Below are 24147 nucleotides of genomic sequence, written 5' to 3'. Positions count from 1 at the left end.
CGGCGACAGTTTAATTTCCTTGGGTAATAAATTGCCCTTCGGCAACATAGCCTGCTAACGATAAACTGGCGTGACTACAGGTGATTGAAAAGGTGAGTTTCATCAGGAAGCTAACCTTCGACAGAAAGCTAGCTGTAGAGGGAAGGTTCACCCACAGGGCGTGTTTTAAAGCGGCGATGCACCCATAAATACTGCTCCGGGGCACGCATGATCTCTTTTTCGATAACCTTGTTGATGTAAGCCGCGGCGGCCAGCTCTTCCTGAGGATAGTTTTCCATCTCCGGCATGATAAACAGGCGATATCCGCTGTTGTCGGCTTTTCTTACCATCGTAACCGTCAACATCGTCGACTTTGAAAGACGGCGAATAACAAAGGTGCCGTTAGTGGTGGCCACGTCCTTTACCGCGAAGAAAGGGGCGAAGCTGCTGCCATCGCGGCCATAATCCTGGTCTGGCGCAAACCAGACCGGTTCCCCTTTTTTCAGGGCGATGACCAGCCCGCGTAAGTTATTGCGGCTGATCATCGCTTTGTTTGAACGCATACGCCCGCGCGTCTGCACCCACTCCATCAGGGCACTGTTATGCGGACGATAGGTGGCCATCATCGGCTGGCATAACCCCATCACCCGGCCACCCAACTCCAGCGACATAAAGTGCACGCCGATCACCATCACCCCGCGGTTTTTAGCCTGCGCGCGCTGCAGATTTTCCAGACCTTCAACGTCGAACCACTTGCGTACTCGCCAGTCTGGCCAGAACCAGGCCATGCCCGTTTCCAGCAACGCCATACCGATGGATTTAAAATTTTCGCTGATGAGATGTTCACGAGCTTCAGTGGAGAGTGCGGGAAAACAGAGTTCGAGGTTTCTGCGGGCGATAGATTCACGGCGTTTCAAAAAAAGACGCGAGATGCTCCCAAGGCCAGCGCCCAGCCAGCGCAGCGCCGGATAAGGAAGTTGCACGAGCAGCCACAGGACACCCAGGCCAAACCACGTAAACCAGTAACGCGGGTGCAAAAGCGTGCGCGTGAATTTGCATTGAGACAAGATAAAACGACCTTTATGAAGAGTGTACAGGTAGCGCCAGACAGGCGTTACGCCAGATTGCTATTATGACCTGCGTTTATACTATTGGTTCAGGGCTGATAACGTATATGCCTGTGGTCTGAAAATTGTCTGTCGCCGTTGGGCGGCGTAATGTAGCACTGATATATCTTAACTGCTAACACTACTTTTTTGCTCAAAAAACGATCGCTAAAATGGGTAAAACAGCGGCTGTTTTTATCCAGATTAAAACGCTATTCATTACGTGTTGCATAGCCAAAATCAAAGCCGAGTAGCACGTTCTGTCGTAAGGCGTGGTTCAACGGATAGCTGTAACTTTGCCCGATGCTGACCGCATGAATCACCCGCAATAATGTGCCGCCGCTCAGGGATGAGGGCGCGTCGGCGATCGACACTTCAGCTCCCTGCAACGCATGCCGCAAAGAGTGATAGGCAGGGGAGGCGGTAATGCTGTTATTCATCAGGCTGCACAGGCTAAGCAGCAGGCAAAGCAACATTACCGGGAAGATTAGCGGATGGCGGTTGAGCAGGCGAACGGGACGCCAGGCGGTGATATACAGCAGGGCGGCACTTAAGGGGAGAAGCAGCAGATAGAGCAGTTTTGCCACATGAGTAAGGGCGCCGAGCAGGGAGAACATCAGCGCAATGGGGGGAACAATCACCGCCCGCGCTGCGTCCTCGCCGCGTTTTTCATTTGCCCCGCCCGCCCCGTAACTGGCCAGCGCAGCCTGCAGGCGAGGAAGCTGCTGTTGCACAGCGTAGTCAAGATGGGGCGCCTGGAGCTCCAGCGCAAACTGTTTCAGGGCATCATCTTTCGGATACTCAGGCCGCACCCGGATTTGCAGGGGAAGCGTCAGCTTTTCACGCAGCCCTTTCTGCACCACCTCGAGCATGAAAAACGCTTCCCAGCTGAGCCGGGCCGGGATCGTCACGCCGTTATAAATCACCTTTTTCTGCATTACGCTGTTATAGCTAAGATAGTCTTTATAAATTTCCCCTCGCGCGGCCAGCCAGCGTTTGTAATAGCCGAGAATACCACCCTCCTGGACGCTGATGCTGTCGCGCAGGTTTTGCGCCGCCTCTCGCTCAAGCAGTTCGTGATAGCGGCTGACCGAACTCATCAGCAGCGGCAGCATCGCCAGAAACGCTTTCCCGGAAGGGCTGGTCCAGGTTTCGCGTTGGCTGCCATCGTCATCAAGCGGGATCCCTTCCAGCGTCTGATGCCCGTCGATTAAAGATTGCTGATAGAGTTGCGCCAGTATCGATTTCTGTCGAAACTCGCCGGTGCTCTGCGCGACCTGGCGCTCAATAACCCACTCCACCGTTTGCCAGGTCACCACGCCGGTGAGCAGGCACAGCGAAAACACCATGCTCGCCACCCAGAGCGCAGGAAACGTAACGCCGCGTTTTTTAAGCCTGGCGTTGCCCGCCAGCACCAGCTGAAACACCAGCAGCGCTGCGGCGATGGCGGTTAAAGCTCGCCCGTAGCGCTCGATACCGTGAATGTCGTCGGACGTGGAGAGACTGCCCACCAGATCGAGCAGGCGCGAGTTAAAGGCCAGCTCGCAGATGAGGTAGGCGAGGGTCAGGAGAATAACCAGACCGTTTTGCCACAGCGGCAGCGTCGGGCGTTTAATATCAGGCCGACTTTCCAGTTCACCGATAACGCGTTCCGTCATGATTTAAGCTCCAGGCTGGTTTGACGGGTGATCGCTGGCTGCCAGATCTGTTCGGGTAATGAATTATCAAGCACCGGCACCACCCGGGGTGCCGGCTGTTCTGCGGCTTTGACCGGAGGCCGTTTTTTGGCTTTTACGGGAGTCGACGGAGCCTCTTCTGGCGCGTTGAGGAAAAGGCCTGGTGCGCTGTACACAGGCACAACAGGAACCTGAACCGGCGCGGGGGGAAGATACCTGGGCGCCACACGCGCCCGGCTTCCGGCATTATCACGGGAAGCACAACCGCTCACGCTCAGAAGCAGCGTTAATAACACCACCCCGCAGCGGGGCATTTTTTGCAGTGGCACGCTCATCAGTTTGTCCTGACTCTGTTGCACAGCGGAGTGACGTCTTTTAACTGTAATCGGGAATTTTAATTCAGGTAGTTGTATCGCTTAAAAATTCTGCTTATTTTCCGACGAGATGGGGCCGGGGTAGAGTGCCCCGGGGCGGGGCAGTGTTCTGATCCCTACTGTTTCTGGGCGTGCCCGCGTTGCGGACAAAGACGAATAGCGTGAATGCCGGCATTATCCAGCAGTCTGTGGTACATCGGCGCAGCCGCAGGACGTTCAAGCAGTCTCACCCGGTGCCCATGCTCGCGCAGCGTATTTGCGAATCGCGCCTGAAGATCGAAGGGCACATTGCGATCCTGCGGATTGCCTATCACCAGGATCAGTCGGAAGGGATCGGCGGCGATCCCGTCGACATGGTCGAGCGGATCCCAGGGGTGAGGCAGGCCGGTGGTGTCCCGCGCGGGGACGGGACCTTCACCGCGTTTCTGATGAATACGTTGCGCCCGCTCCAGCAATCCCCAGGCACCGGAGGTCAGCACCGCGCAGTCGATATCCCGGCGGCCGGTGGTCAGCAGGGCGGACGCGGCAGTTGCGCCTCCGCTCTGTCCCGTGAGGATAAAGCGCTGAATACCGTAATGCGCTTTGATGGCATTTAGGGCGGCATTGATGGCCTGAAACTCTTGCGCCTGGCGACGACGGTAATGGTTGCCGCTGGAGCCGTAGGTGCCAGGGCGGGCGAGAATAAGGGTGGGCAAGCCGGTCTGGCGCAGGATAGCCCGGGCCTGACGGCGCTGATCGGCAGCGGTATTGCCGGGGATCGTCGCGGGAGGACGCTTAATCTGTGAGACGCGGTCGCCTCTGAATACCACCACCACAAGCGGGGCGGCCTGCAGATCGCCTGCGCTAAAATAGCGTATGCAGGCGTGACCTTTCGGATAGTGCACCCACACGGCGTCGTCGCCGGTCGGACAGTGCTGTCGGGACGCCGGTTGGTTCCACAGCAGCGGCGGCTCAGCGTAAGCAAAAACGCTGACCAGCAGCAGGATCCATACCGCAAAACGTCGCCTCACACCATTGCCTCAAAGGGAAACTATAGATATACAGAATACACAACTCATCATACATAATGTTATCATCGGTTAGGATTTTTCTGACAGGGTTTCCTCAGGCGTTATCAGGAGTAAAAATGCCGCTCAGCCAATTACTGGCGCAAACCCGCCCGGCGATGGAATTGCTGGATGTTGCGCCCAAACCGCCGATCTGCCCCGCGTGGGCGATCTTTTTTAGTGCTTCTGACGGTCAAAGCCGTGCGCATATTGTGCAGGGCTGCGGCGACTCCTTCGATCAGGCCTGGCAACAGGGAACACAGGCGCTGCAGCAGTGGCAGCAAAAGAGCGGCGCAGCGGTATGCTGGCTGCGGGTTGACCTCGTGGATAAGGTTCAGACCCTGCGCTGGGATACCCTGCAATCCCGTTTAGCCAAAACCAAACGTAACTATTTTCGCTTTGGCATTAGCCTGGATCCGGCGTTTCGCTACGCGATGCTGGAGCAGGAGATTGCGGCCAACGCGCTGCTCTACCACGGCGACCACGGCGTTGCCACGCCGAATGCCACCAACCTGGCGCATTTTTCCCGCCGTCGCTTCGGCGCGGTGCTGACATGGCCGGACCAGCCTGACCAGACGCTCTGGCGATTCACCACCCGGGCGCTGTTTTGCGACGGCGAGCAGCTGCTGCCCATCGAGTCTACCGGGCGCAACAGCGGCTACCGCCAGCTCCCTGACTGGCAGGCGACGGCGCTTGAGCCGATGATCGTCTCCGCTACCGACTATCTTGCACGGCAAATCATCCCTTCCGGGCGCTACCAGTACGGCTGGTTTCCCTGCTTCGATCGCGCCATTCCCACCTATAATACCCTGCGTCACGCCAGCTCAACCTATGCGCTGCTCGAAGGGTGGGAGGTTACCCGGCAGCCTGAACAGCTGGCGGCGATCGAACGGGCGCTTAACGATCTCTGCACCAGCTTTATTCGCACTTACGTACTGCCAGATGGCAGCGAAGCCGATTTCCTGGTCGATACCGGGGATGAAATTAAGCTTGGCGGCAACGCGGTGTGCATCCTGGCGATGGCGAAATACAGCGAGCTGACCGGCGATCGGCGTTATTTCGAACCGATGGCGCGGCTGGCGAATGGGATCGGCTTTATGCAGGATCCGCAGACGGGCGGTTTTATTCATGTGCTGAACGCCGGGGATCTGTCGCTGAAGGCGGCGCACCGCATTATCTATTACGACGGTGAAGCGGCGTTTGCGCTGATGCGTCTTTACGGGCTCACAAAAGCCCCGCGCTGGCTGGCGATAGTCGAAAGGGCGATGGATCATTTTATCGAACAAAAACACTGGCAGGCCCACGATCACTGGCTCAGCTACTGCGTCAACGAGCTGACGCTCTACCGACCGCAGGAGCGGTATTACCAGTTTGGGCTGGATAACGTGCGCGATCATCTTGACTTTGTCCAGAACCGAATCACCACCTATCCCACGCTGCTGGAGCTGATGATGGCGGCATCGCGGATGATTGCGCGGCTTGAGACATCGCCGCACCAGCATCTGCTGGCGGGCTTTGATATGACGCTGTTCAACCAGGCGCTGGAGACCCGGGCCCGCTATCTGGCGAACGGCTTTTTCTGGCCGGAACTGGCGATGTTCTTCAAAAACCCGGCCTCGATTGTCGGCAGCTTTTTTATTCGCCACCATAGCTATCGCGTGCGGATTGACGATGTGGAGCACTACCTTTCCGGCTATGTCGCGTACCGTAAGCACTGGCTTGTCCGGTCAGGTGAGAAGTAAGTTAACGTCATGCGGCCTCCTCGTTCTCTCCAGGTGAGCTATCGACGCTGGCTGTCACTCTGGCTGCTGCTCCTGGTTTTCTCCTCCGGGCTCGGCGCCGGGTGGGATTTCAGCGCCATCAGTACCCGTACCGAACGGCTGTATGGCCCGGCAACTGCATCTGCCCGGCAGCGGATTGATGAGTGGGCCGCCTTGCTCAACCAGCCGCCTCAGAACACGATCCAGGACAAGTTAAACAGCGTTAATCAGTTTTTTAACACCCGCATGGCTTTTCGCGATGATATCGTCGTCTGGAAGCAGCAGGATTATTGGGCAACGCCGATTGAGTTTTTGCGAAAAGGGGCAGGGGACTGCGAGGATTTTGCGCTGGCGAAATATTTTACCCTGCGTGAAATGGGCGTTCCCGCAAACCAGTTACGTATTACCTATGTTAAAGCACTCGAACTGAATCAGGCGCACATGGTGGTGACGTGGTACTCCACCCCCACGGCGATCCCGCTGGTTCTGGACAATCTGAAAACCGCCATCTTGCCTGCTACACAGCGTACCGATCTGCTTCCGGTCTATGCGTTTAACGGCGAAGGGCTGTGGCTGCCGCAATCCGGCGGCAACAAACGCGTGGGTGACAGCAAACGGCTCTCCCGATGGCAGGATCTTCTCACCCGTATGCGTGCAGAAGGATTTGTAATTAATGAATAGGATAGGGGCATGTCACTTTATAAACAGCTACTGATCGGCATCTGTTTATTTACGCTCGTCATTTTCTGCGGCAACTTTTTTGTTACCCTGGAAAGTTCACGGGATCAGTATCGTAATCAGCTCAGCGCCCATGCGCAGGACGCGGCGACGGCGCTGGGGCTGTCGTTGACTACCCATATTGACGATCCAACCATGACCGAGCTGATGGTGAACTCCATCTTCGACAGCGGCTATTTCTATCGTATTCGCGTAATCGATATTAATACCAATAAACCGATCATCGAGCGCAGCGACGTGCCGCAAAGCACCCGCGTACCTCAGTGGTTTGTACGGCTGGTGAACCTCAGCCCCGGTGAAGGCGATGCCATTGTGATGCGGGGCTGGACCCAGGTCGCCCGGGTCGAAGTGGTCAGCCATCCGATGTTCGCCCTGGCCCGCCTGTGGAACAGCATCGTCGCCAGTTTTTTGTGGCTGATCGGCTGTAGCCTGCTGTTTGTGCTGGCGGCCACCCTGATGTTACGCCGCGTACTGAGTCCGCTTAATTATATTGCCGGGCAGGCCATGGCTATCTGCCGCCGCGAGTTCCTCAACGTCCAGGCGCTGCCGAAAACGCCCGAACTGCGCCGGGTGGTGGACGCCACCAACATGATGGTGACGCAGCTCAAGGCATTATTCAGCGAGCAGGCCAGGCGCACCGAAGCGCTGCGTCAGGAGGCCTATCACGACAGCCTGACCGGCCTGAGTAACCGCCGTGCGTTTGATATGCAGTTGCAGTCGCGCCTGAGCGATGAAGAGAACGCTGGCGGGCATATTATGCTGCTGCGGGTGCAGGATCTGATGGGGCTTAACCAGCGTCTGGGCGGTGCCAAATCCGATCGGCTGCTGGTGGCCGTGGCGGATATTCTGAGCGGCCTGCAGCGCAACTATTTCCCTAACGACGGCTTTTTAGCCCGAGTACGCGGCGGGGAGTTTGCCATTATTGCCCCGCAAATCCCGGGACAGGATCTCGACAATCTGCGCAACACCCTCAGCACGCAGCTGAAGGCGCTGTCTGAGATGGGGATGAGCGATGTGACGCCGGTGGCGCACTTCGCTCTGGTGCCGTTTAACGTTGGCGATACGCCGCAGGCGGTACTGGCGCAGGCGGATCAGGCGCTGGCAAGAGCCGAAACCGAGATGCGCATCTTTGCTACGCCCGATACCGCAGCAGCCACGGAGAGCGAAGAGGACCATCACAGCTGGTACACCCGTCTGGACGCGGTGCTGACGAACGGTGGCTTCGAGCTTTTCTCGCAGCCGGTCTACGCGTGCAATAACGCTCATCTGGTGCTGCATCATAAAATCCTCGCGCGAATTAAAACGCAGGAGGGCGAGCTGGTGCCTGCGGGGCGCTTTATGCCGTGGATTCACCGGCTCGATCTCAGCCGTCGCATGGATATCGTGATGCTCCAGCAGACCCTGCGTGAGCTGGCAAAATCGCCGCGTCCGCTGGCGCTGAGCATCAGCGGTGCCAGCATCGCGGATGACGAGAGCCTGAACGCCCTGCTGCAGCCGCTGAAAAGCGCGCCGCAATTGGCAACCTGGCTGACGTTTGAACTGGATGAGAGTGAACTGCCCGATGTCGAGCGGGTAAATATTCTGGTCAGTCGCCTTAAGGCGTTGGGTTGCCGTCTGGGGATCCAGCATTTTGGTGGTCGCTTCCACCTTATCGGCAATTTACCGCAATGGGGCCTGGCCTGGATTAAAGTTGATGGCAGTTATATTCGCGATATTGACAGCGAAGAGGATAAGAAACTGTTTATTGAGGCTATTTACTGGGCGGCCCGTCAGATTAATCTTCCCTTAATTGCCGAACGAGTGGAAACTGCAGGCGAACTGGCAATCCTCGAAAAAATGGGTCTGTATGGCGCAATGGGGCGCTATTTCGCTGATGCCAGTACGCTGGGTGCAAATTAACCTCACAGGATATGCAGAGGCTGGATATGTATTACATAGAACGCGATACGGAAAATCGAATTATTCGGGTGGAACTGACACCATTTCCCGCAATGACAGAACAGCACGATCTCTGTACGCCCGAGATTGACGAGTGGATGCGCCAGCGGGACATTCGCGAAGCCATGCTGTATCAGCTACGACAAAGCGACCTTGAAATGGTGCGTGTGCTTGAGGATCTGATTGAGGTGCTGATGAGCAAAGGGGTGATAACCATTACCGACCTGCCACCTGCCGCGCAGGCCAAACTCACCAGCCGTGCACAGGCGCGCCGCTCGCTGAGTGGTCTGGAAGGGTTAATCGCGGATGATGACGAGGGGCTTATTTAGACAGTCTGTTACGTGTCGGGATTTATCAACAACTAATAAGGGGATGTTTCCCAATACCTGGGTTGATTGTGCTGGCCTTTTACATTCCTGTTTATTTCTAGCTTCTATTAATATAGCGCTCTGACCCGTATCTGCATCAATAAATCTGATGCAGGAAGGCGTATCGTAGCCTTAGTTGCACAGCGTATTACTAATACAAATTAAATACTCTTTTAGCATTCTAAGCCTGAGCAACGGATGAATTGGGCGAGAAAAGGATTGAGGGAAATAATATATGAGTGGCGTATCTGGGATCGTCAAAGCAGTAATTGGACAGGTATTTGCCGTCAGCCCTGACGGCAGCAAGCGTTTGCTGACCGAAGGCGACAGCGTTCTCGAAGGAGAACAGGTCCAGACGGGAGCGGCTGGCGCAATTACCCTCTCTCTGGCGAACGGCAAACAGCTGGATCTGGGCCGTGACAGCCAGTGGGACAGTTCAGGGCATGGGGTCACCGAAGCAACGGCGGCGGTGCAGCAGGACGTTGCTGCCATCCAGCAGGCGATTGCCGACGGGCAGGACCCGACGCAAACCCTGGAGGCACCAGCAGCAGGTCCTCAGTCCGGTAATTCTGGCGGCGAGCCAGGCGGCAGCGGCGGCGGGTCTCATACCCACGTCGTGCTCGATCTTACCGGCGAAATTGTTGACCCTACAGCAGGTTACCCAACGATCGGCCTTGATTTCCCTGATGACGAGCCCCCGGAAGAATTAACGCTGCTTGATACTGACGATTCTGACGCAGATGCCGACTCAGATGCGGACGCCGATGCGGATGCCGATGCCGATGCCGATGCTGATGCGGACGCCGATGCAGACGCCGATGCAGATGCCGACGCGGACGCCGATGCCGATGCGGATGCCGACGCAGATGCGGATGCCGACGCGGATGCCGACGCGGACGCTGATGCTGACGCCGACGCAGATGCGGATGCCGATGCCGATGCCGACGCGGATGCCGACGCCGATGCTGATGCTGATGCTGATGCTGATGCCGATGCGGACGCGGATGCAGACGCCGACGCGGATGCTGATGCCGACGCAGACGCAGACGCCGATGCGGATGCAGATGCAGACGCGGATGCCGATGCCGATGCCGACGCCGATGCCGACGCAGACGCAGACGCAGACGCAGATGCGGATGCCGATGCCGATGCCGATGCCGACGCAGACGCCGACGCGGATGCCGACGCGGATGCCGACGCGGACGCAGATGCGGATGCAGACGCCGATGCCGATGCGGACGCAGACGCCGATGCTGATGCAGACGCCGACGCCGACGCCGACGCGGATGCCGATGCCGACGCAGACGCTGATGCCGACGCTGATGCCGACGCGGATGCCGATGCAGACGCGGATGCCGATGCAGACGCTGACGCCGATGCGGATGCCGATGCGGATGCAGACGCCGATGCAGATGCAGATGCAGATGCCGATGCGGATGCCGACGCCGACGCCGATGCCGATGCGGACGCAGACGCCGATGCGGATGCCGACGCGGACGCCGATGCCGATGCCGACGCCGACGCCGACGCCGACGCGGATGCCGATGCGGATGCGGATGCCGATGCGGATGCAGATGCAGATGCAGATGCCGACGCCGATGCGGATGCGGATGCTGATGCGGACGCCGATGCCGACGCCGATGCCGACGCAGACGCAGACGCAGACGCAGACGCCGATGCAGACGCTGATGCGGATGCGGATGCGGATGCCGACGCGGATGCAGATGCAGATGCCGATGCGGACGCTGATGCAGATGCCGACGCTGACGCCGATGCCGATGCTGATGCAGACGCCGATGCGGATGCAGATGCGGATGCGGATGCAGATGCGGATGCGGATGCAGATGCGGATGCGGATGCGGATGCTGATGCCGATTCTGACGCCGACGCCGACGCGGATGCGGACGCCGATGCGGATGCCGACGCTGATGCGGATGCGGACGCCGATGCTGATGCGGACGCAGACGCAGACGCAGACGCAGACGCTGATGCCGATGCGGACGCAGACGCCGATGCCGATGCCGACGCCGATGCTGACGCGGACGCTGACGCCGATGCGGATGCGGATGCTGATGCCGATGCCGACGCAGACGCAGACGCGGATGCCGACGCTGATGCGGATGCAGATGCAGACGCTGATGCCGATGCCGATGCAGACGCCGACGCCGATGCGGACGCCGATGCCGATGCGGATGCCGATGCAGACGCGGATGCCGACGCCGACGCAGACGCAGATGCGGATGCGGATGCGGATGCTGATGCCGATGCCGATGCCGATGCCGATGCCGATGCTGATGCCGATGCGGACGCAGACGCCGATGCCGATGCCGATGCCGATGCTGACGCCGATGCGGATGCCGATGCGGATGCGGATGCGGATGCCGATGCGGATGCAGACGCCGATGCCGACGCCGATGCGGATGCGGACGCCGACGCCGACGCCGACGCAGACGCAGACGCAGACGCGGATGCCGATGCGGATGCGGATGCAGATGCAGACGCTGATGCCGATGCCGATGCCGATGCCGATGCAGACGCCGACGCCGATGCGGACGCCGATGCCGATGCCGATGCAGACGCCGACGCCGATGCGGATGCGGACGCCGATGCTGATGCCGATGCCGACGCCGATGCCGATGCAGACGCCGACGCCGATGCCGATGCAGACGCTGATGCGGACGCCGACGCCGATGCGGACGCCGACGCCGACGCCGATGCTGATGCCGATGCAGACGCTGATGCCGATGCGGATGCCGATGCCGACGCAGACGCAGACGCAGACGCCGATTCCGACATCAAACTCACCGTCACCGTCACTCCAGGCAATAAGACCTCCGAGACGACCGATGACAAGATCATCCACATTAACGGCGGCAGCGGCGATCCGAACGGTTACGATATCCAGAACGGCGTGATTGTGGCGATCGGCAGCAACGTGCATGTCTGGCTGACCCCGGATAGCCCGGATGGCAAGATCCCTGGCGACTTTGTGCCGAAGGCCGACAGCCCGGATCAGATCCACTATTACAACAGCCAGGGTAACGCCAACGCCAACAACGGTGATAAGACCCACACCGATATCTTTGTGGTCGGCGACCATACGGGGGGCTATTACCAGCAGGGGGACTGGCCGCAGGATCGCTATGACTTCAGGCCGCTCAACGGCATCACCGGCAACCAGGGCTTACCGCAAAGCAGTGTGGGTAAGGACTATATCTTTGTTCAGGGTAATGAGGCTGACTACACCGTTACCGGTGTTGACCATCCGCAGAACGGTAAAAACAATGATATCGACAACCTGCATGTCATCGATAACGAGACCGGGAAATCACCTTTCCAGAACGCCAACGGCATCGAAGGGGTTGTTTTTGGTGACGGACCGTCCTCTGAGCTCGGCGGAAATACCACCGTCAGCTACACGGTGACGCTGAACCTGGATGTCAATCTCGAAAGCTCCGACAGCAGCGATCACCTCAATAGCATTACGCTGAGCGGTATTCCGGAAAACGCGACCTTTACCGGCAACTATTCGAGCGTCAGTTATAACGCGGAGACGCAGTCCTACACCCTGACCTTTGATAACGACACCTCCCACTTCAACGGGCAGGTGAGCGTTGAGCTGCCGGACGGTAAGAGCGATTTCGGGGAGATCACGCTGCAAGTGGACTCAACCGCCGGCGAAGGGCTCGAAAACGACTTCACCATTGACGGGAAAGAGGGCGGGACCTTTGTCAGCGAATTACACGGCGGGGAAGAGCACGACGCCGATGACAACCTTGACGATCACCCGCAGATGGCCAGCCACAGCGTTGAGGAGAGCCATTCTGAGAGTGACCATGAAGAGAGTCACAAGCAGACGCAAAGCAGCCTGACGTCTGATGATCACGACGCTGACCACAGCCTGGCTGACGCGGATCGCGGCGTATCGTTAATCGACGATGACAACCTGATGCTCAGTACTACGACGGCGGATAATGACGGCAAGCCGACGACACTGGCCGAGCATGACGGTGATGCGCAGAGCGAGACATTCACGCTTCAGAGTACGGGTCAGGAGGAGCAGCTTAACTTCAGCGATCTTATTCATGATGAGGAACATAACGATCTCAGCAACCTGATTCAGGCCGGGCCGCAGGGCGACACGGCTGAAGGTTCGGCGGAGGTCGAACATGTTCCCGCTGAAGGCGGCGCGATAGCCGGAACGGAGGGTTACGACGCCGGGAATGACGCGATGATCGATAACCTGATCGCCAAACCAGACGAGCACGCCTGATCGGCCGCCGCGCAGAGGCTGTCAGGCTCTGCGCGGCAAACATATTCAGGTCAGACGACGGATCCGTCTGACCGCAAAATCGCAGGACGCATTTTTTCCCTCGGTCTAATGGGATTTTCTCTGGTGGATATTGACCAATAATCAAGGGATATGAAGGAAAGTCGACAAAATGAAAAAATACAGTCAGATAGCTATGGGGGCGGCTCTGGTGCTTAGCGCCACTCACAGCCAGGCCACAACGCTGGAGCAGGCCGTAAAAGACAGCCTGTTATGGCACCCGGAAGTTAACGCCTCGGTAAACAGCCGCTACTCTGCGGATCAGGATCTTCGTGCAGCTAAAGGCGGTTATCTGCCGACGCTGGACCTTACTGCCGGTACAGGTTGGGAGCAGACCGATAACGCCAGTACCCGTGCGGCTGGCGATCATCTGCGCGATCTGCACCGCAGCGAGTCCGCCATCAACCTGCGACAGAACGTGTTCAACGGTTTTGCCACTACCAGCGAGGTTGGCCGTCAGAAAGCCACGGTCAACTCACGGGCCTGGACGGTGCTGAATACCAGTGAATCCACCGCTTTGCAGGCGATCCAGAGTTATCTCGATGTGCTGATGCGCCAGAAGATGGTGGCGCTGGCGGAAGATAACCTCAAAAACCACGAGCGGGTGTTCGATCAGATCCGGCTGCGTACCGAGCAGGGCGTAGGCCGTCAGGCAGACTTCGAGCAGGCTCAGGCCCGTCTGGCGCAGGCGCGCAACAACCTGCTGACAGAGCAAACTAACCTCGAAGACTCCCGTGCCAACTACCAGAGCATCACCGGCAAAGAGCCAGACACCCTGGTCATGCCTGCTAAAATCGCGGTACCTGCTTCGCTGGATGCCGCGCGTGCCGTAATGCTGGAAAATAATCCACTGCTCAAACAGGCTGATGCCGATGTGGAAGCGACCCGTCAGCAGTACGAGGCGGCTAAATCGCGGTTTTATCCGGATGTGAATGTTGAGGTCGGGCGCACCATGGATAACAACATTGACGGTACTCGCGGACACAGCCAGGAGTGGCAGGCGATGCTGCGTATGCGCTACAACCTTTACAATGGTGGCAGCGACAAGGCGACGCTCACCTCTTATGCCTACAAAATGAAAGAGGCGCAGGATGTGAAAAACAACGCCCAGCGTCAGCTGAACGAGGAGCTGCGTCTGGCGTGGAACGCCCTGAGGAACGCCGGGCAGCAGGTGCCCATCGCCAAAGAGTACGCCGATCGCAGCGTGCAGGTGCGTAGCGCCTACCAGGAGCAGTTCAGCCTTGGCGACCGAACCTTGCTTGATATGCTGGACAGCGAAAACGAGGTGTTCAGCGCCCAGCGCCGTTACGTCGAGCTGCAGTTCGTCGACATGTTTACCACCTACCGCATCAGCGCCCGTACCGGTGAACTGCTCAAGAGCCTGAACATTCAGCCGCCATCGGCAGCGGAGCCGCTTGATCAAGCGAAATCTTCCCAGGCAGAACTGCCTGAATTAAAGTAAGACGCCCCGAAAGGCTGACGGGGTTGTTGCTGACAGAAAAAACGGCAGCAACCCTCTCTTTTTTTATCTGCGACCGCCGTCTGCAGAATACTGAGGCAGAGAATGACGCCTGATATTGACTCCTCTGATCGCATTGAGATGACCCCGCAGGCGCAGGGCAGACAGGATCCGCGGCAAAGCCATGACGATCCGCTGCTCGATGCGCTGATGATTGTCTGTAAATTGCATAACATCATCACCAGCCGCAACGTCCTGACCATCGGGTTGCCGCTTGAAGCCCACACCCTGACGACAGAGACTTTTCCGCGCGCCGCCGGACGTGCCGGGCTTAAGGCGCGGGTGGTTCAGCGTCCGCTGGAAAATATTACCGCGCTCTCTCTGCCCGCGATTCTGCTGCTGAAGAACAATCAAACCGCGGTACTGATTGGCTGGGATGAACAGCAGCGTGCCCGTCTGCTACCCAGCGAAACGGAAGGCGGTGAAATTACCGTTCCGGCAGAGACGCTGGCGGAGAATTACAGTGGCCGGGTGATTTTTATCTCTCCGGAGCATGAGTTTGATGCCCAGCCGACGGCCACGCTGCCTCGTACCACCGCCTGGTTTCAGGACACGCTCAAACTGTCGAAATCCCTCTACCTGGATGCGATGGTCGCCAGTTTCCTGGTCAACCTGGTGGCGCTCGGCGCCCCGCTGTTTGTGATGAACGTCTATGACCGGGTGGTGCCTAATCAGGCTACCGCCACTCTGTGGGTGCTGGCGATTGGCATCAGCATTGCGTTTATTTTCGACTTTGTGCTGAAGATCCTGCGGGGAATTTGTCTCGATCTGGCGGGCAAAAAGACCGACCTGGTGGTCTCCTCGGCGCTGTTTGAACGGCTGCTGGGAATGAAGATGAAGCTCCGTCCGCAGCGGGTGGGGAGCTTTGCACAGAACTTTCAGGAGTTTCAGTCGATTCGTGACTTCCTGTCGTCGCTGACGCTGACCGCCTTTATCGATTTTCCGTTTACCCTGCTGATCCTGCTGGTGATTGGCATCATCGGCGGCCCGCTGGTGTTTATCCCGCTGCTCTCTTATCCGCTGGCGCTGCTGGTGAACTGGCTGATCCAGCGCCCGCTGATGTCGCGGGTCAGTAAAACCTATCAGCTCGCCAGCGAACGTCAGGCGATGCTGGTGGAGACGCTCACTGGCCTTGATGCCATCAAGATCAACAACGCCCAGAGCGAGCGCCAGTATCAGTGGGAACATCTCACCGGTCAGCTGAGCAAGCTGGAGCTGCGGGTCAAATCGCTTTCCTATGTGGCGGTGAACTTTACCGCCTGGCTGCAGCAGTTCAGCGGCGTGTCTCTGATCGTGGCCGGGGTCTACATCATTATGGGCGGCAACCTGAGCATGGGCGGGCTGATTGCCTGCTACCTGCTGCATCGCCGCGCCATGATGCCCATCGGCCAACTGTGTAGCCTGATCACCCGCTACCAGCGCGCGCGGATGACCAAAGCCACCATCGACCGGATGATGGATCTCGAGCAGGAAGTGCAGGACAACGAGGTGCCACTGAAGCGGGAAACCCTCTCCGGTGCCATCGAGTTGCGCGACGTGACCTTTATCTACCCGGGCAACCAGTATGCCTCGCTCAGCAATGTCTCGCTGACCATCCAGCCCGGGGAAAAGGTGGGCATCATCGGGCGTAGCGGATCGGGTAAAAGCTCGCTGGCGAAACTGCTGGTTGGTTTTTATCAGCCGGACAGCGGCAATGTGCTGATCGACGGCATTGATGCCCGTCAGATCGATGTTCACGATCTGCGCCACAACATTGGCTACGCGCCGCAGGATATCCATCTGTTCAGCGGTACCCTGCGCGAGAATCTGGTATACGGGGCCAGCTACGTTGATGAGGAGACAATGCTGCGGGTAGCCACACTGACCGGGGTGCATGAGTTTGCCCGCCGTCATCCGTCCGGTTACAACATGCAGGTAGGGGAGCGGGGGATGAGTCTTTCCGGCGGCCAGCGCCAGGCGGTCGCCCTGGCGCGGGCGCTGCTGCTCGACCCGCCCGTGTTGCTGATGGACGAGCCCACCAGTTCGATGGATAACACCAGCGAAGACCTGATTAAAAAGGCGCTCGCGCCGGCGATTGTGAATAAAACGCTGCTGATGGTCACGCATCGTGCCTCGCTGCTGACGCTGGTGGATCGCCTGATTATCGTCGACAACGGCAAAATCATTGCCGACGGTCCGAAAGAGAGCGTCATGAGCGCACTGAAGAAGGGACAAATTCATGCGAATCGTTGAGTCGCTTAGCCGCCTGATGAGCTGGCTGTCAGGCGATAAACAGCCGGCGCCCTTTACCACCAACGAGGTCAACAAAGCGTTGCTGGATGATGCCCCCCGGGTGGTGCGCGTCACGCTGTGGGCTATTTTCGCCTTCTTTATCGCCATGATCCTCTGGGCATCTTTGGCCAGTATTGATGAAGTAACGCGCGGGGAAGGGCGAGCCATTCCCTCGTCCCGCCTGCAGAAAGTACAGAACCTTGAGGGGGGGATCGTCGCCGAAGTCTTTGTGCATGAAGGCGAGGTGGTGAAAGCCGGAGCGCCGTTGCTGCGTCTGGATGATACCCAGTTTCGTTCCAACGCTGGCGAGAGCGAGGCCGACCGGCTGGCGCTACAGGCGCGCATCCAGCGTTTAACCGCTCAGTTGAACGATGCGACAACGCTGACGCTGGCACCGGAGATTGTAAAGCAGGCGCCGGATATCGCCAGCGGCGAGATGGAGCTTTTCGCCAGCGTGAACAAACGCATTCAGAGCGAACTGGCAGGGCTCAATGAACAGCTGATACAGAAGAAACAGGAACTGCTCGACTTCCAGGGAAAGGCCAGCCAGTACCGGCGTAGTCTGGGGCTGCAGCAGCAGGAGGTCGCCATGTCTGAACCGCTGGTGGCCAAAGGGGCTATCTCAAAAGTAGAAGTGCTCCGCCTGCGTCGTGGCGTGGTGGAAACTCAGGGACAGCTGGATTCGGTCACGCTCGCCATCCCTCGTGCGGAAGCGGCCATCAAGGAGATTGAGAGTAAAGTCAGCGAAACGCGCGGGCGTTACCGCAGTGAAGCGCTGGGGCAGCTCAACGAGGCGCGAACCGATCTCAGCAAAATAGAGGCGTCGGGCAAGGCGATTTCCGACCGGGTGAACCGTACGCTGGTGACCTCGCCGGTACGCGGCGTTGTACAACAGCTGATGGTCAACACTATCGGCGGCGTGATCCAGCCGGGCAACGATCTGGTAGAGATCGTTCCGCTGGACGACAAGCTGCTGGTGGAAGCCAGGATCCGGCCGCAGGACATTGCGTTTTTGCGTCCGGGTCAGGAGGCGACGGTGAAGTTTACCGCCTACGACTACACGATTTATGGCGGTCTGAAGGGAACGCTGGAACAGATCAGCCCCGATACGGTCACCGACAAAGACGGCAAGAGTTTTTACGTTATTCGTCTGCGTACCGACAAAAACCACCTCGGCACGGATGAAAAACCGCTGTTAATTATTCCTGGAATGGTGGCGTCGGTAGATATTATTACGGGTAAGAAAACGGTGATGGCGTATCTGCTGAAACCGATACTGCGGGCGAGAGCGGAGGCGTTCCACGAACGGTAAGAAGAGATAAAGACCCCCTCCCCGGGAGGGGGTCTTAAAGTCTTACCACATCAAATCGTCAGGTACGACAAAGTCAGCGTACGGATCGTCTTCTTCTTTCGCTTCCTGAGTCAGCTCACCGCTAAACACAATATAGCTCGCATCACGCTGCATAATTTTATTGGCGACAACCGCGGGAATAATGGCGTATTCGCTTTCACGACCTGCCCCGGAAGCCAGACGCGCAATCGCCAGACGGCCATTGATCAGCTGGGTTTGCGTGGTTTTGTCTACGTAGACTTTTTTGATCAGGTTGCTGTCGGTGAAGTTAAAACCGATATCGCCTTTCGCAATCACGATCCGGTTCATCTCAATCAACTGTTTGATCTGCGCTTTATACTCTTTTGCAAGAGTCGCCTGCTTTTGCTGTTCGCTAAGCTCTTTATCGCGTTCAATTTGCGCCTGCTTGTTCACTTCCACCGCCTCGCGTGCCTCACGCGCCTGAACGCGGGATTTTTTAGCGGTACGCTGCACTTTCGCCATTTTTTTGCTGCTGACTAAGCCAGCTTTCAGCATCTGCTCTTGTAGTGTGAGTTTGGTCATCGTCGTTTCTGAAATCTGTCAAATGATTGGCAGATTATACCCTGGAGCGTCAGGGACGTGCCAGGCGACAGACGTCTGGCTCGGCAGGTCTTTTAATTCCGTGAAGGAGATAACCTCAGCAAAATCGGCAGCAAGCAGCCCCAGAGTGACATCAAGAATGGTTTTTGCTGCTCAAGTTCAAAACTGATTACCGCATCTCTTAGCACCGTCATTTGTAGCCCGAGGTCAGCACCCATTCTGACGGTAGCGTTAACGCAAAATCCGGCCACGGCACCGATAACGACGATCTCTGAAATCTTTTCATCCCGCAGATAGCTAGCCGCATGACCAGTCAGCAAAATGGGCCGCAGCAGGCGCAGCGCAATACTGGCGGGCCGAAGACGCGATGGATGAAATTAACCATCGTTTGCAGCGTATCCGTGAGCTTACGGTTAAAGGGCTCAGTGAATCTCATACCCTGCAGGATGCCGATACTATTCAGGCTGAAATCAATTCGATGAAATAACAGTATTAAGCCCCGGCCACCCGGGGCCCCGTAACGCTTACCGAATGACATTGCCGTGCTGAACGCAGCGCCCGTCATTACAGTTAACGGCATCCACTCTGGCGGCACGGTGGTTTCTTGCCTGCGCGGTAACCGTTGCTGCGGCGACAGGGTGCGCGGAATTCGCCACCACGACTGCGCGTTCTACCGGATGGAACACGACGCCCGCAAAGGCAGAGCATGGAGCGATTAAAGCCAGAGCAATCAGGATCTTCTTCATCAACTTTCTCCGTTCAATTTTTATTACCCGATGGGGCAGGGATACGTTCTGCTGGCGGGAGAGTACAGTACAGCAACTTGCTACGTTGTGTTTATGGGTGCTATTGATACGGAAGCGGCTTACGGATAGGGGGAAAAGAGAACAGATTTGAAGGCAGGAATATGTCCCCTGCAGGAATCGAACCTGCAACTAGCCCTTAGGAGGGGCTCGTTATATCCATTTAACTAAGGGGACAAAGCGGCACGAGTATAACGTCATTTATACAATGCGTTAAGCGCGTTACCGCCTGACTGCTTAAAGTGTCGCCACTCACACCGCTTTTTTGCGCTCTTCCTCTTCTTCCTGCCGGGCTTTTTCTTTGGCTTTCATTTCAGCTTTACGCTTATTCGACATATCGTTGCGAATTTGCGCATGGCTGAGCAGGGCAAAAATAAAGGTCCCGCCGCAGATGTTGCCTGCCAGGGTAGGGAGTGCGAAGGGCCAGAAAAATTCGGTCCAGTGGATGGTGCCGTTAAAGACCAGATACAAAATCTCAACCGTTCCCACCACGATGTGGGTAGTATCGGCCAGAGCGATAAGCCAGGTCATCAGAATAATTACCACGATTTTTGCCGAACCGGCGGCCGGGAACATCCAGACCATAGTGGCGACGATCCAGCCGGAGATAATCGCGTTGGCAAACATCTCTGTCGGCGTATTTTCCATGACCCCCATGCCGATTTTCACAAAGGCGTCGCGGGTGGCTTCATCAAAAATCGGCATGTATTCAAACGCCCAGGCCGCGACGCCGGTGCCGATAATGTTACCGAGCAGCACCACGCTCCACAGACGCATCAGCAGGCCGAAATTCCCCCAGGTCGGGCTTTGCATTACCGGCAGCACGGCGGTGACGGTGTTCTCGGTAAAGAGCTGCTGGCGCGCCATAATCACGATAATAAAGCCAAAGGTGTATCCGAGATTTTCTATTATTATTCCGCCGGGTATCCCTTCGAGCTCGACATGGAAAATCCCTTTCGCCAGCAGGGAGGCGCTCATGGATAATCCGGCGGCAATAGCTGACCAGAACAGCGCCATGGCGTCGCGCTCCAGCTCTTTCTCACCGTCCTGACGAATATGTTCGTGAATCGCCATGGCGCGCGAGGGCAGGCGGTCCTCGTCGACCTCAATCTTCTTTCCCCGGCGATTCTCCTCGCTTTCCACTTCCAGCTCTTCGGTATGACTATCTATTTTCTCTTCTTTTAGCTCGTCCATCGCAACGCTCCATAGGTGGCAAATACCCCTTAAGCGTAGCGCTTTTTAGCCCGTCGCCCGTGGGTAAGCTCTGAAATTCCCGTAATGGCAACAAAGGCGATACATCTCCGGCAAAGGCCGTATAAAATTGCCAGCCAAACGAAAACGTAAAGCCAGGCTATTCTGAGATCATACCAGAGAGTGTTTATTGCCCCGATTTGTGGTCGTAGACATCAGTAAATGCGCTGATACAATCACTTGCACGTTTACAGACAGAGCGCGAAAGCGCCATGACGGATGGCTTTTGCTGATAGCCATACTTAACAGGGAGAAAGATATGAAACTTCGGCTGTCGGTGGTTGCGCTGAGCACCACGTTGCTGATGGGCTGCGCCAGCTCTGGCGAGCAGCAGGGGCGCTCCGATCCTCTGGAAGGATTTAACCGCTCCATGTACAACTTCAACTACAACGTGCTGGATCCGTATCTGGTGCGCCCGGTTGCGGTGGCATGGCGTGATTATGTTCCACAGCCTGCCCGTAATGGCCTGAGCAACTTCACCAGCAACCTCGAAGAGCCGGCGGTGATGGCGAACTACTTCCTGCAGGGCGATCCTTATCAGGGGATGGTCCACTTCACCCGTTTCTTCCTGAACACCCTGTTAGGGATGGGCGGCTTTATTGACGTTGCCGGGATGGCGAATCCGAAGCTGCAGCGCGAGCAGCCGCACCGTTTCGGTAGTACGCTGGGTCACTATAATGTGGGTTACGGTCCGTACGTGCACCTGCCGTTCTACGGAAGCTTCACGCTGCGTGATGATGGCGGTGATATGGTCGATACGCTCTATCCGGTGCTGTCGTGGCTGACCTGGCCGCTCTCCATTGGTAAATGGACGCTGGAAGGGGTAGAGACGCGCGCGCAGCTGCTGGATTCAGACGGTCTGCTGCGTCAGTCCTCCGATCCGTACCTGATGGTGCGTGAAGCCTACTTCCAGAACCACGACTTCATTGCTAACGGCGGCAAGCTGAAACCGGAAGAGAACCCGAACGCCAAAGCGATCGAGAACGAACTTTCCGAGATCGATGCGGAATAAAAAAGAAAAGGTGAGCCCAGGGCTCACCTTTTTTAATCGTGATGTAATTAGAACGCGTAGTTGAAGTTCATGCCATACAGCCAGGCTTTACCTTCAGAAGAGAACTCATACGGACCTTCCTGGAACGACACTTTCTGACCATGCATATAAGAGACACCCGCATCAATTGAGGCATCTTTGTTGAATGCATAGGTTGCACCCGCGCTCAGCCAGAAGCGATCCTGATCCGGAATGGAGATAGAACGTTTGTCTGCCGGAACCGGGCTGTCATCGAATGCAATACCGGTACGGAACGTCCAGTTATCATCCATATAGTAGGTGGTACCCAGCGCGATGCGGTAAGCGTCACGGAAGCTTTCGTCTTTATAGAAAAGCGTATCACCACCGCTATTAGTCGCTTTCAGCTCCTGGAACTGGCTCCAGCTCGTGTAGGTCAGGCTATAGTGGATGGCCCATTGCGGCGCGACTCTGTTGTATCCGGACAGCTCCCACATCTCTGGTAAATTCAGGGTCAGAGAACCGCCAGTGGTACGGCCATCGGTCCCCATTGGCAGACCAAAGTTGCCCAGGATCTGGTTGTAGGCCGAAGGCAGGCTGCTCTTATAGTCGCCATCGAAATCGATTTTTACTTCAGAACGGTAGGTAAAGCCATACCGGTTGTTCTTATCAATTTCATACAGAATACCGGCGTTCCAGCCAAAGCCCCACTCATCACCCTTCAGGTAGGCAATCTGGGTGTCACCCTGGATCCCCGCGACCTGTCGTGCCAGGGCCGGAGGCAATGCGCCGGAGCCTGCGACGATTCGACCCAGGTCACCCGCGTAGCGCTCAATTTTCGCTTTTGCATATACCGCATCAAAGCCGACGCCGAAGCTCCAGTGATTATCCAGGCGATAAGCACCGCTCAGGTTCAGGTTGAGGGTTTCCAGGTCGGTTTTACCGCCGTACGCCCCTGCCGTGTAGTTGTTATTGAACTCGGTCGCGAGTCCGTAGTTAGAGGTAACGGACGCGCCCCAGCCAAATTGTTCATTGATTGGCGCGACAAAGTGCAGGTTTGGCACCCATGCTGTTGGCGCGATGTTATCCGCGTTCAGGCTTGCGCCCGTTGGAGAACGCCCGGAGATATCCACATCAGGGTCAACAAAAATGGCGCCTGCGGAGAAGGTTGGACGATCAAACATCATGATCAGGGCAGGGTTACGGCTCGCATTCCCTGCGTCATCAGCGATGGCGCCTTCCCCGGAATAGGCGCGGCCCAGTCCAGAGGATGAGAATTCGTTAAGCTGAAAGCCCGCTGACCAGGCGGAGGTGGAGACGATTGCCACTGCGACTGCCAGCGCAGTTTTTTTGAACAGGGTTTTCTGGCTCATGACCATAACCTCATTGAGTTATTTTTATTCAATATTTGTTACATACCGTAACAGGAGCGCGAAGTGTAGGGTCTGTCGTAACACTTAGAAATCAGACCAGTGGCGAGAGTATAGGTCTGACCAGATAGAATGTTGCAAGGGTGTTTATGAATATTTACTGATATGTTTTTCGAAACGGGATCTGGTTGGCAAAATTGTGACCAGTTCGCTTCCTCCGAATGGGTGATTTTTGTTTTAGATCATTTTTACTTGTGATATTGCTCACTTACCGGCTTTTAAGCCATTAACAACTGGAGCCACCTCCGCCCGGGGCGTAAAATATCAGCATCGTGTCTATCTCGCGCCACGCGCGAATGCAGAGGAAATCTACTATGAGTAAATGCAGTGCTGATGAAACCCCGGTTTGCTGCTGTATGGATGTGGGCACCATCGTGGACAACACGGATTGCACCGCCTCTTACAGTCGTGAGTTTGCCAGCCGTGCCGATGCCGAAGAGACGCTGGCCGCGCTGACCGAAAAGGCCCGCGGCGTGGAGTCCGAACCCTGCGCAATCAACGCCACCTACACTGAAGTGGAAGGCGGGGTGCGCCTGGACATCGACTTTGTATTTAGCTGTGAAGCAGAATCCCTGATTTTTCAACTCGGTCTGCGTTAATTTCCCTTCAACGCCTCCTTCCCGGGAGGCGTTTCGTT

Annotated in this window: 19 protein-coding genes and 1 tRNA gene; 10 read left to right on the top strand and 10 right to left on the bottom strand. The window is 57.0% G+C overall.

All coding sequences use genetic code 11. The features are described 5' to 3' along the window. Positions 1–128: 128 nt before the first annotated feature. The 4 genes from lpxP to MXM41_RS06530 all read right to left on the bottom strand — a co-directional run bounded on the left by lpxP (position 129) and on the right by MXM41_RS06530 (position 4145). Positions 129–1049, bottom strand: coding sequence for a kdo(2)-lipid IV(A) palmitoleoyltransferase (lpxP, locus tag MXM41_RS06545; protein ID WP_325930869.1), 921 nt, complete (start codon positions 1047–1049; stop codon positions 129–131). 248 nt (positions 1050–1297) lie between these two features. After that, the gene (locus MXM41_RS06540) at positions 1298–2743 is read right to left on the bottom strand and encodes a hypothetical protein (protein WP_325930619.1); all 1446 of its coding nucleotides are present in this window, start codon (positions 2741–2743) and stop codon (positions 1298–1300) included. Next, on the bottom strand, positions 2740–3096 hold the full coding sequence (locus tag MXM41_RS06535; protein ID WP_325930618.1) for a hypothetical protein: 357 nt from the start codon (positions 3094–3096) through the stop codon (positions 2740–2742). Before MXM41_RS06535 ends, MXM41_RS06540 begins: the two co-directional genes overlap by 4 nt. A gap of 155 nt (positions 3097–3251) precedes the next feature. After that, the gene (locus MXM41_RS06530; RefSeq protein ID WP_325930617.1) at positions 3252–4145 is read right to left on the bottom strand and encodes an alpha/beta hydrolase; all 894 of its coding nucleotides are present in this window, start codon (positions 4143–4145) and stop codon (positions 3252–3254) included. 116 nt (positions 4146–4261) lie between these two features. Between MXM41_RS06530 and MXM41_RS06525 the strand changes: the two genes are divergently transcribed. From MXM41_RS06525 to MXM41_RS06490, 8 genes are all read left to right on the top strand, one after another. Then, entirely contained in the window at positions 4262–5923 is a 1662-nt protein-coding gene (locus tag MXM41_RS06525; RefSeq protein ID WP_418936766.1) for a Mur ligase, read from the top strand. A gap of 9 nt (positions 5924–5932) precedes the next feature. After that, positions 5933–6622, top strand: coding sequence for a cysteine protease LapG (gene lapG / locus MXM41_RS06520; protein WP_325930615.1), 690 nt, complete (start codon positions 5933–5935; stop codon positions 6620–6622). Between the two features lie 9 nt (positions 6623–6631). Next, positions 6632–8578 carry a cyclic di-GMP receptor LapD gene (lapD, locus tag MXM41_RS06515; RefSeq protein ID WP_325930614.1) on the top strand — a complete coding sequence of 649 codons (1947 nt, stop codon included), beginning with the start codon at positions 6632–6634 and terminating at the stop codon, positions 8576–8578. Between the two features lie 26 nt (positions 8579–8604). Next, entirely contained in the window at positions 8605–8946 is a 342-nt protein-coding gene (locus MXM41_RS06510; RefSeq protein WP_325930613.1) for a tryptophan synthase subunit beta, read from the top strand. A gap of 274 nt (positions 8947–9220) precedes the next feature. Further along, entirely contained in the window at positions 9221–13258 is a 4038-nt protein-coding gene (locus MXM41_RS06505; RefSeq protein WP_325930611.1) for a retention module-containing protein, read from the top strand. Positions 13259–13427: 169 nt separating this feature from the next. After that, on the top strand, positions 13428–14777 hold the full coding sequence (locus tag MXM41_RS06500; protein ID WP_325930610.1) for a TolC family outer membrane protein: 1350 nt from the start codon (positions 13428–13430) through the stop codon (positions 14775–14777). 102 nt (positions 14778–14879) lie between these two features. Beyond that, positions 14880–17066 carry a type I secretion system permease/ATPase gene (locus MXM41_RS06495; RefSeq protein WP_418936765.1) on the top strand — a complete coding sequence of 729 codons (2187 nt, stop codon included), beginning with the start codon at positions 14880–14882 and terminating at the stop codon, positions 17064–17066. Next, a complete protein-coding gene (locus MXM41_RS06490; protein ID WP_325930609.1) occupies positions 17053–18417 on the top strand; it encodes an HlyD family type I secretion periplasmic adaptor subunit in 1365 nt (454 codons plus the stop codon). The genes MXM41_RS06495 and MXM41_RS06490 overlap by 14 nt, the downstream gene beginning before the upstream one ends. Before the next feature lie 42 nt (positions 18418–18459). On the opposite strand, the gene MXM41_RS06485 is transcribed toward MXM41_RS06490, so the two are convergent. The 5 genes from MXM41_RS06485 to MXM41_RS06465 form a co-directional block, all read right to left on the bottom strand. Beyond that, on the bottom strand, positions 18460–18999 hold the full coding sequence (locus MXM41_RS06485; protein ID WP_325930608.1) for a DUF2058 domain-containing protein: 540 nt from the start codon (positions 18997–18999) through the stop codon (positions 18460–18462). A gap of 92 nt (positions 19000–19091) precedes the next feature. Then, the gene (locus tag MXM41_RS06480; protein WP_325930866.1) at positions 19092–19268 is read right to left on the bottom strand and encodes a hypothetical protein; all 177 of its coding nucleotides are present in this window, start codon (positions 19266–19268) and stop codon (positions 19092–19094) included. 273 nt (positions 19269–19541) lie between these two features. Further along, positions 19542–19763 (bottom strand): hypothetical protein, encoded by a 222-nt coding sequence (locus MXM41_RS06475; protein ID WP_325930607.1) that lies wholly within the window; start codon positions 19761–19763, stop codon positions 19542–19544. 162 nt (positions 19764–19925) lie between these two features. After that, a tRNA-Arg gene (locus MXM41_RS06470) sits at positions 19926–19997 on the bottom strand. 75 nt (positions 19998–20072) lie between these two features. Next, on the bottom strand, positions 20073–21014 hold the full coding sequence (locus tag MXM41_RS06465) for a formate/nitrite transporter family protein (protein ID WP_325930606.1): 942 nt from the start codon (positions 21012–21014) through the stop codon (positions 20073–20075). A 316-nt stretch (positions 21015–21330) separates the two neighbouring features. Between MXM41_RS06465 and mlaA the strand changes: the two genes are divergently transcribed. Beyond that, a complete protein-coding gene (gene mlaA / locus MXM41_RS06460; protein ID WP_250585033.1) occupies positions 21331–22083 on the top strand; it encodes a phospholipid-binding lipoprotein MlaA in 753 nt (250 codons plus the stop codon). A 47-nt stretch (positions 22084–22130) separates the two neighbouring features. Here mlaA and fadL read toward each other — a convergent pair whose 3' ends face one another. Then, the gene (fadL, locus tag MXM41_RS06455; RefSeq protein ID WP_325930605.1) at positions 22131–23453 is read right to left on the bottom strand and encodes a long-chain fatty acid transporter FadL; all 1323 of its coding nucleotides are present in this window, start codon (positions 23451–23453) and stop codon (positions 22131–22133) included. Between the two features lie 371 nt (positions 23454–23824). Here fadL and MXM41_RS06450 point away from each other — a divergent pair, with 371 nt between their 5' ends. Continuing rightward, entirely contained in the window at positions 23825–24109 is a 285-nt protein-coding gene (locus tag MXM41_RS06450; RefSeq protein ID WP_325930604.1) for a YfcZ/YiiS family protein, read from the top strand. Positions 24110–24147 lie beyond the last annotated feature (38 nt).

This window comes from Leclercia adecarboxylata (genome assembly GCF_035787115.1).
In the GTDB taxonomy this organism is placed as follows: Bacteria; Pseudomonadota; Gammaproteobacteria; order Enterobacterales; family Enterobacteriaceae; genus Enterobacter; species Enterobacter adecarboxylatus_E.
Note: the sequence above shows the minus strand (reverse complement) of the source record. Positions and strands in the feature narration are given on the sequence as shown.

Excerpts from the sequence above, each read along its gene's own strand:
- MXM41_RS06540 (WP_325930619.1), bottom strand. The coding sequence starts at position 2,743 with ATGACGGAACGCGTTATCGGTGAACTGGAAAGTCGGCCTGATATTAAA.
- MXM41_RS06485 (WP_325930608.1), bottom strand. The coding sequence starts at position 18,999 with ATGACCAAACTCACACTACAAGAGCAGATGCTGAAAGCTGGCTTAGTC.
- MXM41_RS06495 (WP_418936765.1), top strand. The coding sequence starts at position 14,880 with ATGACGCCTGATATTGACTCCTCTGATCGCATTGAGATGACCCCGCAG.
- MXM41_RS06510 (WP_325930613.1), top strand. The coding sequence starts at position 8,605 with ATGTATTACATAGAACGCGATACGGAAAATCGAATTATTCGGGTGGAA.
- MXM41_RS06505 (WP_325930611.1), top strand. The coding sequence starts at position 9,221 with ATGAGTGGCGTATCTGGGATCGTCAAAGCAGTAATTGGACAGGTATTT.
- MXM41_RS06475 (WP_325930607.1), bottom strand. The coding sequence starts at position 19,763 with ATGAAGAAGATCCTGATTGCTCTGGCTTTAATCGCTCCATGCTCTGCC.
- fadL (WP_325930605.1), bottom strand. The coding sequence starts at position 23,453 with ATGAGCCAGAAAACCCTGTTCAAAAAAACTGCGCTGGCAGTCGCAGTG.
- lapD (WP_325930614.1), top strand. The coding sequence starts at position 6,632 with ATGTCACTTTATAAACAGCTACTGATCGGCATCTGTTTATTTACGCTC.
- MXM41_RS06525 (WP_418936766.1), top strand. The coding sequence starts at position 4,262 with ATGCCGCTCAGCCAATTACTGGCGCAAACCCGCCCGGCGATGGAATTG.
- mlaA (WP_250585033.1), top strand. The coding sequence starts at position 21,331 with ATGAAACTTCGGCTGTCGGTGGTTGCGCTGAGCACCACGTTGCTGATG.
- MXM41_RS06450 (WP_325930604.1), top strand. The coding sequence starts at position 23,825 with ATGAGTAAATGCAGTGCTGATGAAACCCCGGTTTGCTGCTGTATGGAT.
- MXM41_RS06465 (WP_325930606.1), bottom strand. The coding sequence starts at position 21,014 with ATGGACGAGCTAAAAGAAGAGAAAATAGATAGTCATACCGAAGAGCTG.
- lapG (WP_325930615.1), top strand. The coding sequence starts at position 5,933 with ATGCGGCCTCCTCGTTCTCTCCAGGTGAGCTATCGACGCTGGCTGTCA.
- MXM41_RS06490 (WP_325930609.1), top strand. The coding sequence starts at position 17,053 with ATGCGAATCGTTGAGTCGCTTAGCCGCCTGATGAGCTGGCTGTCAGGC.
- MXM41_RS06535 (WP_325930618.1), bottom strand. The coding sequence starts at position 3,096 with ATGAGCGTGCCACTGCAAAAAATGCCCCGCTGCGGGGTGGTGTTATTA.
- MXM41_RS06500 (WP_325930610.1), top strand. The coding sequence starts at position 13,428 with ATGAAAAAATACAGTCAGATAGCTATGGGGGCGGCTCTGGTGCTTAGC.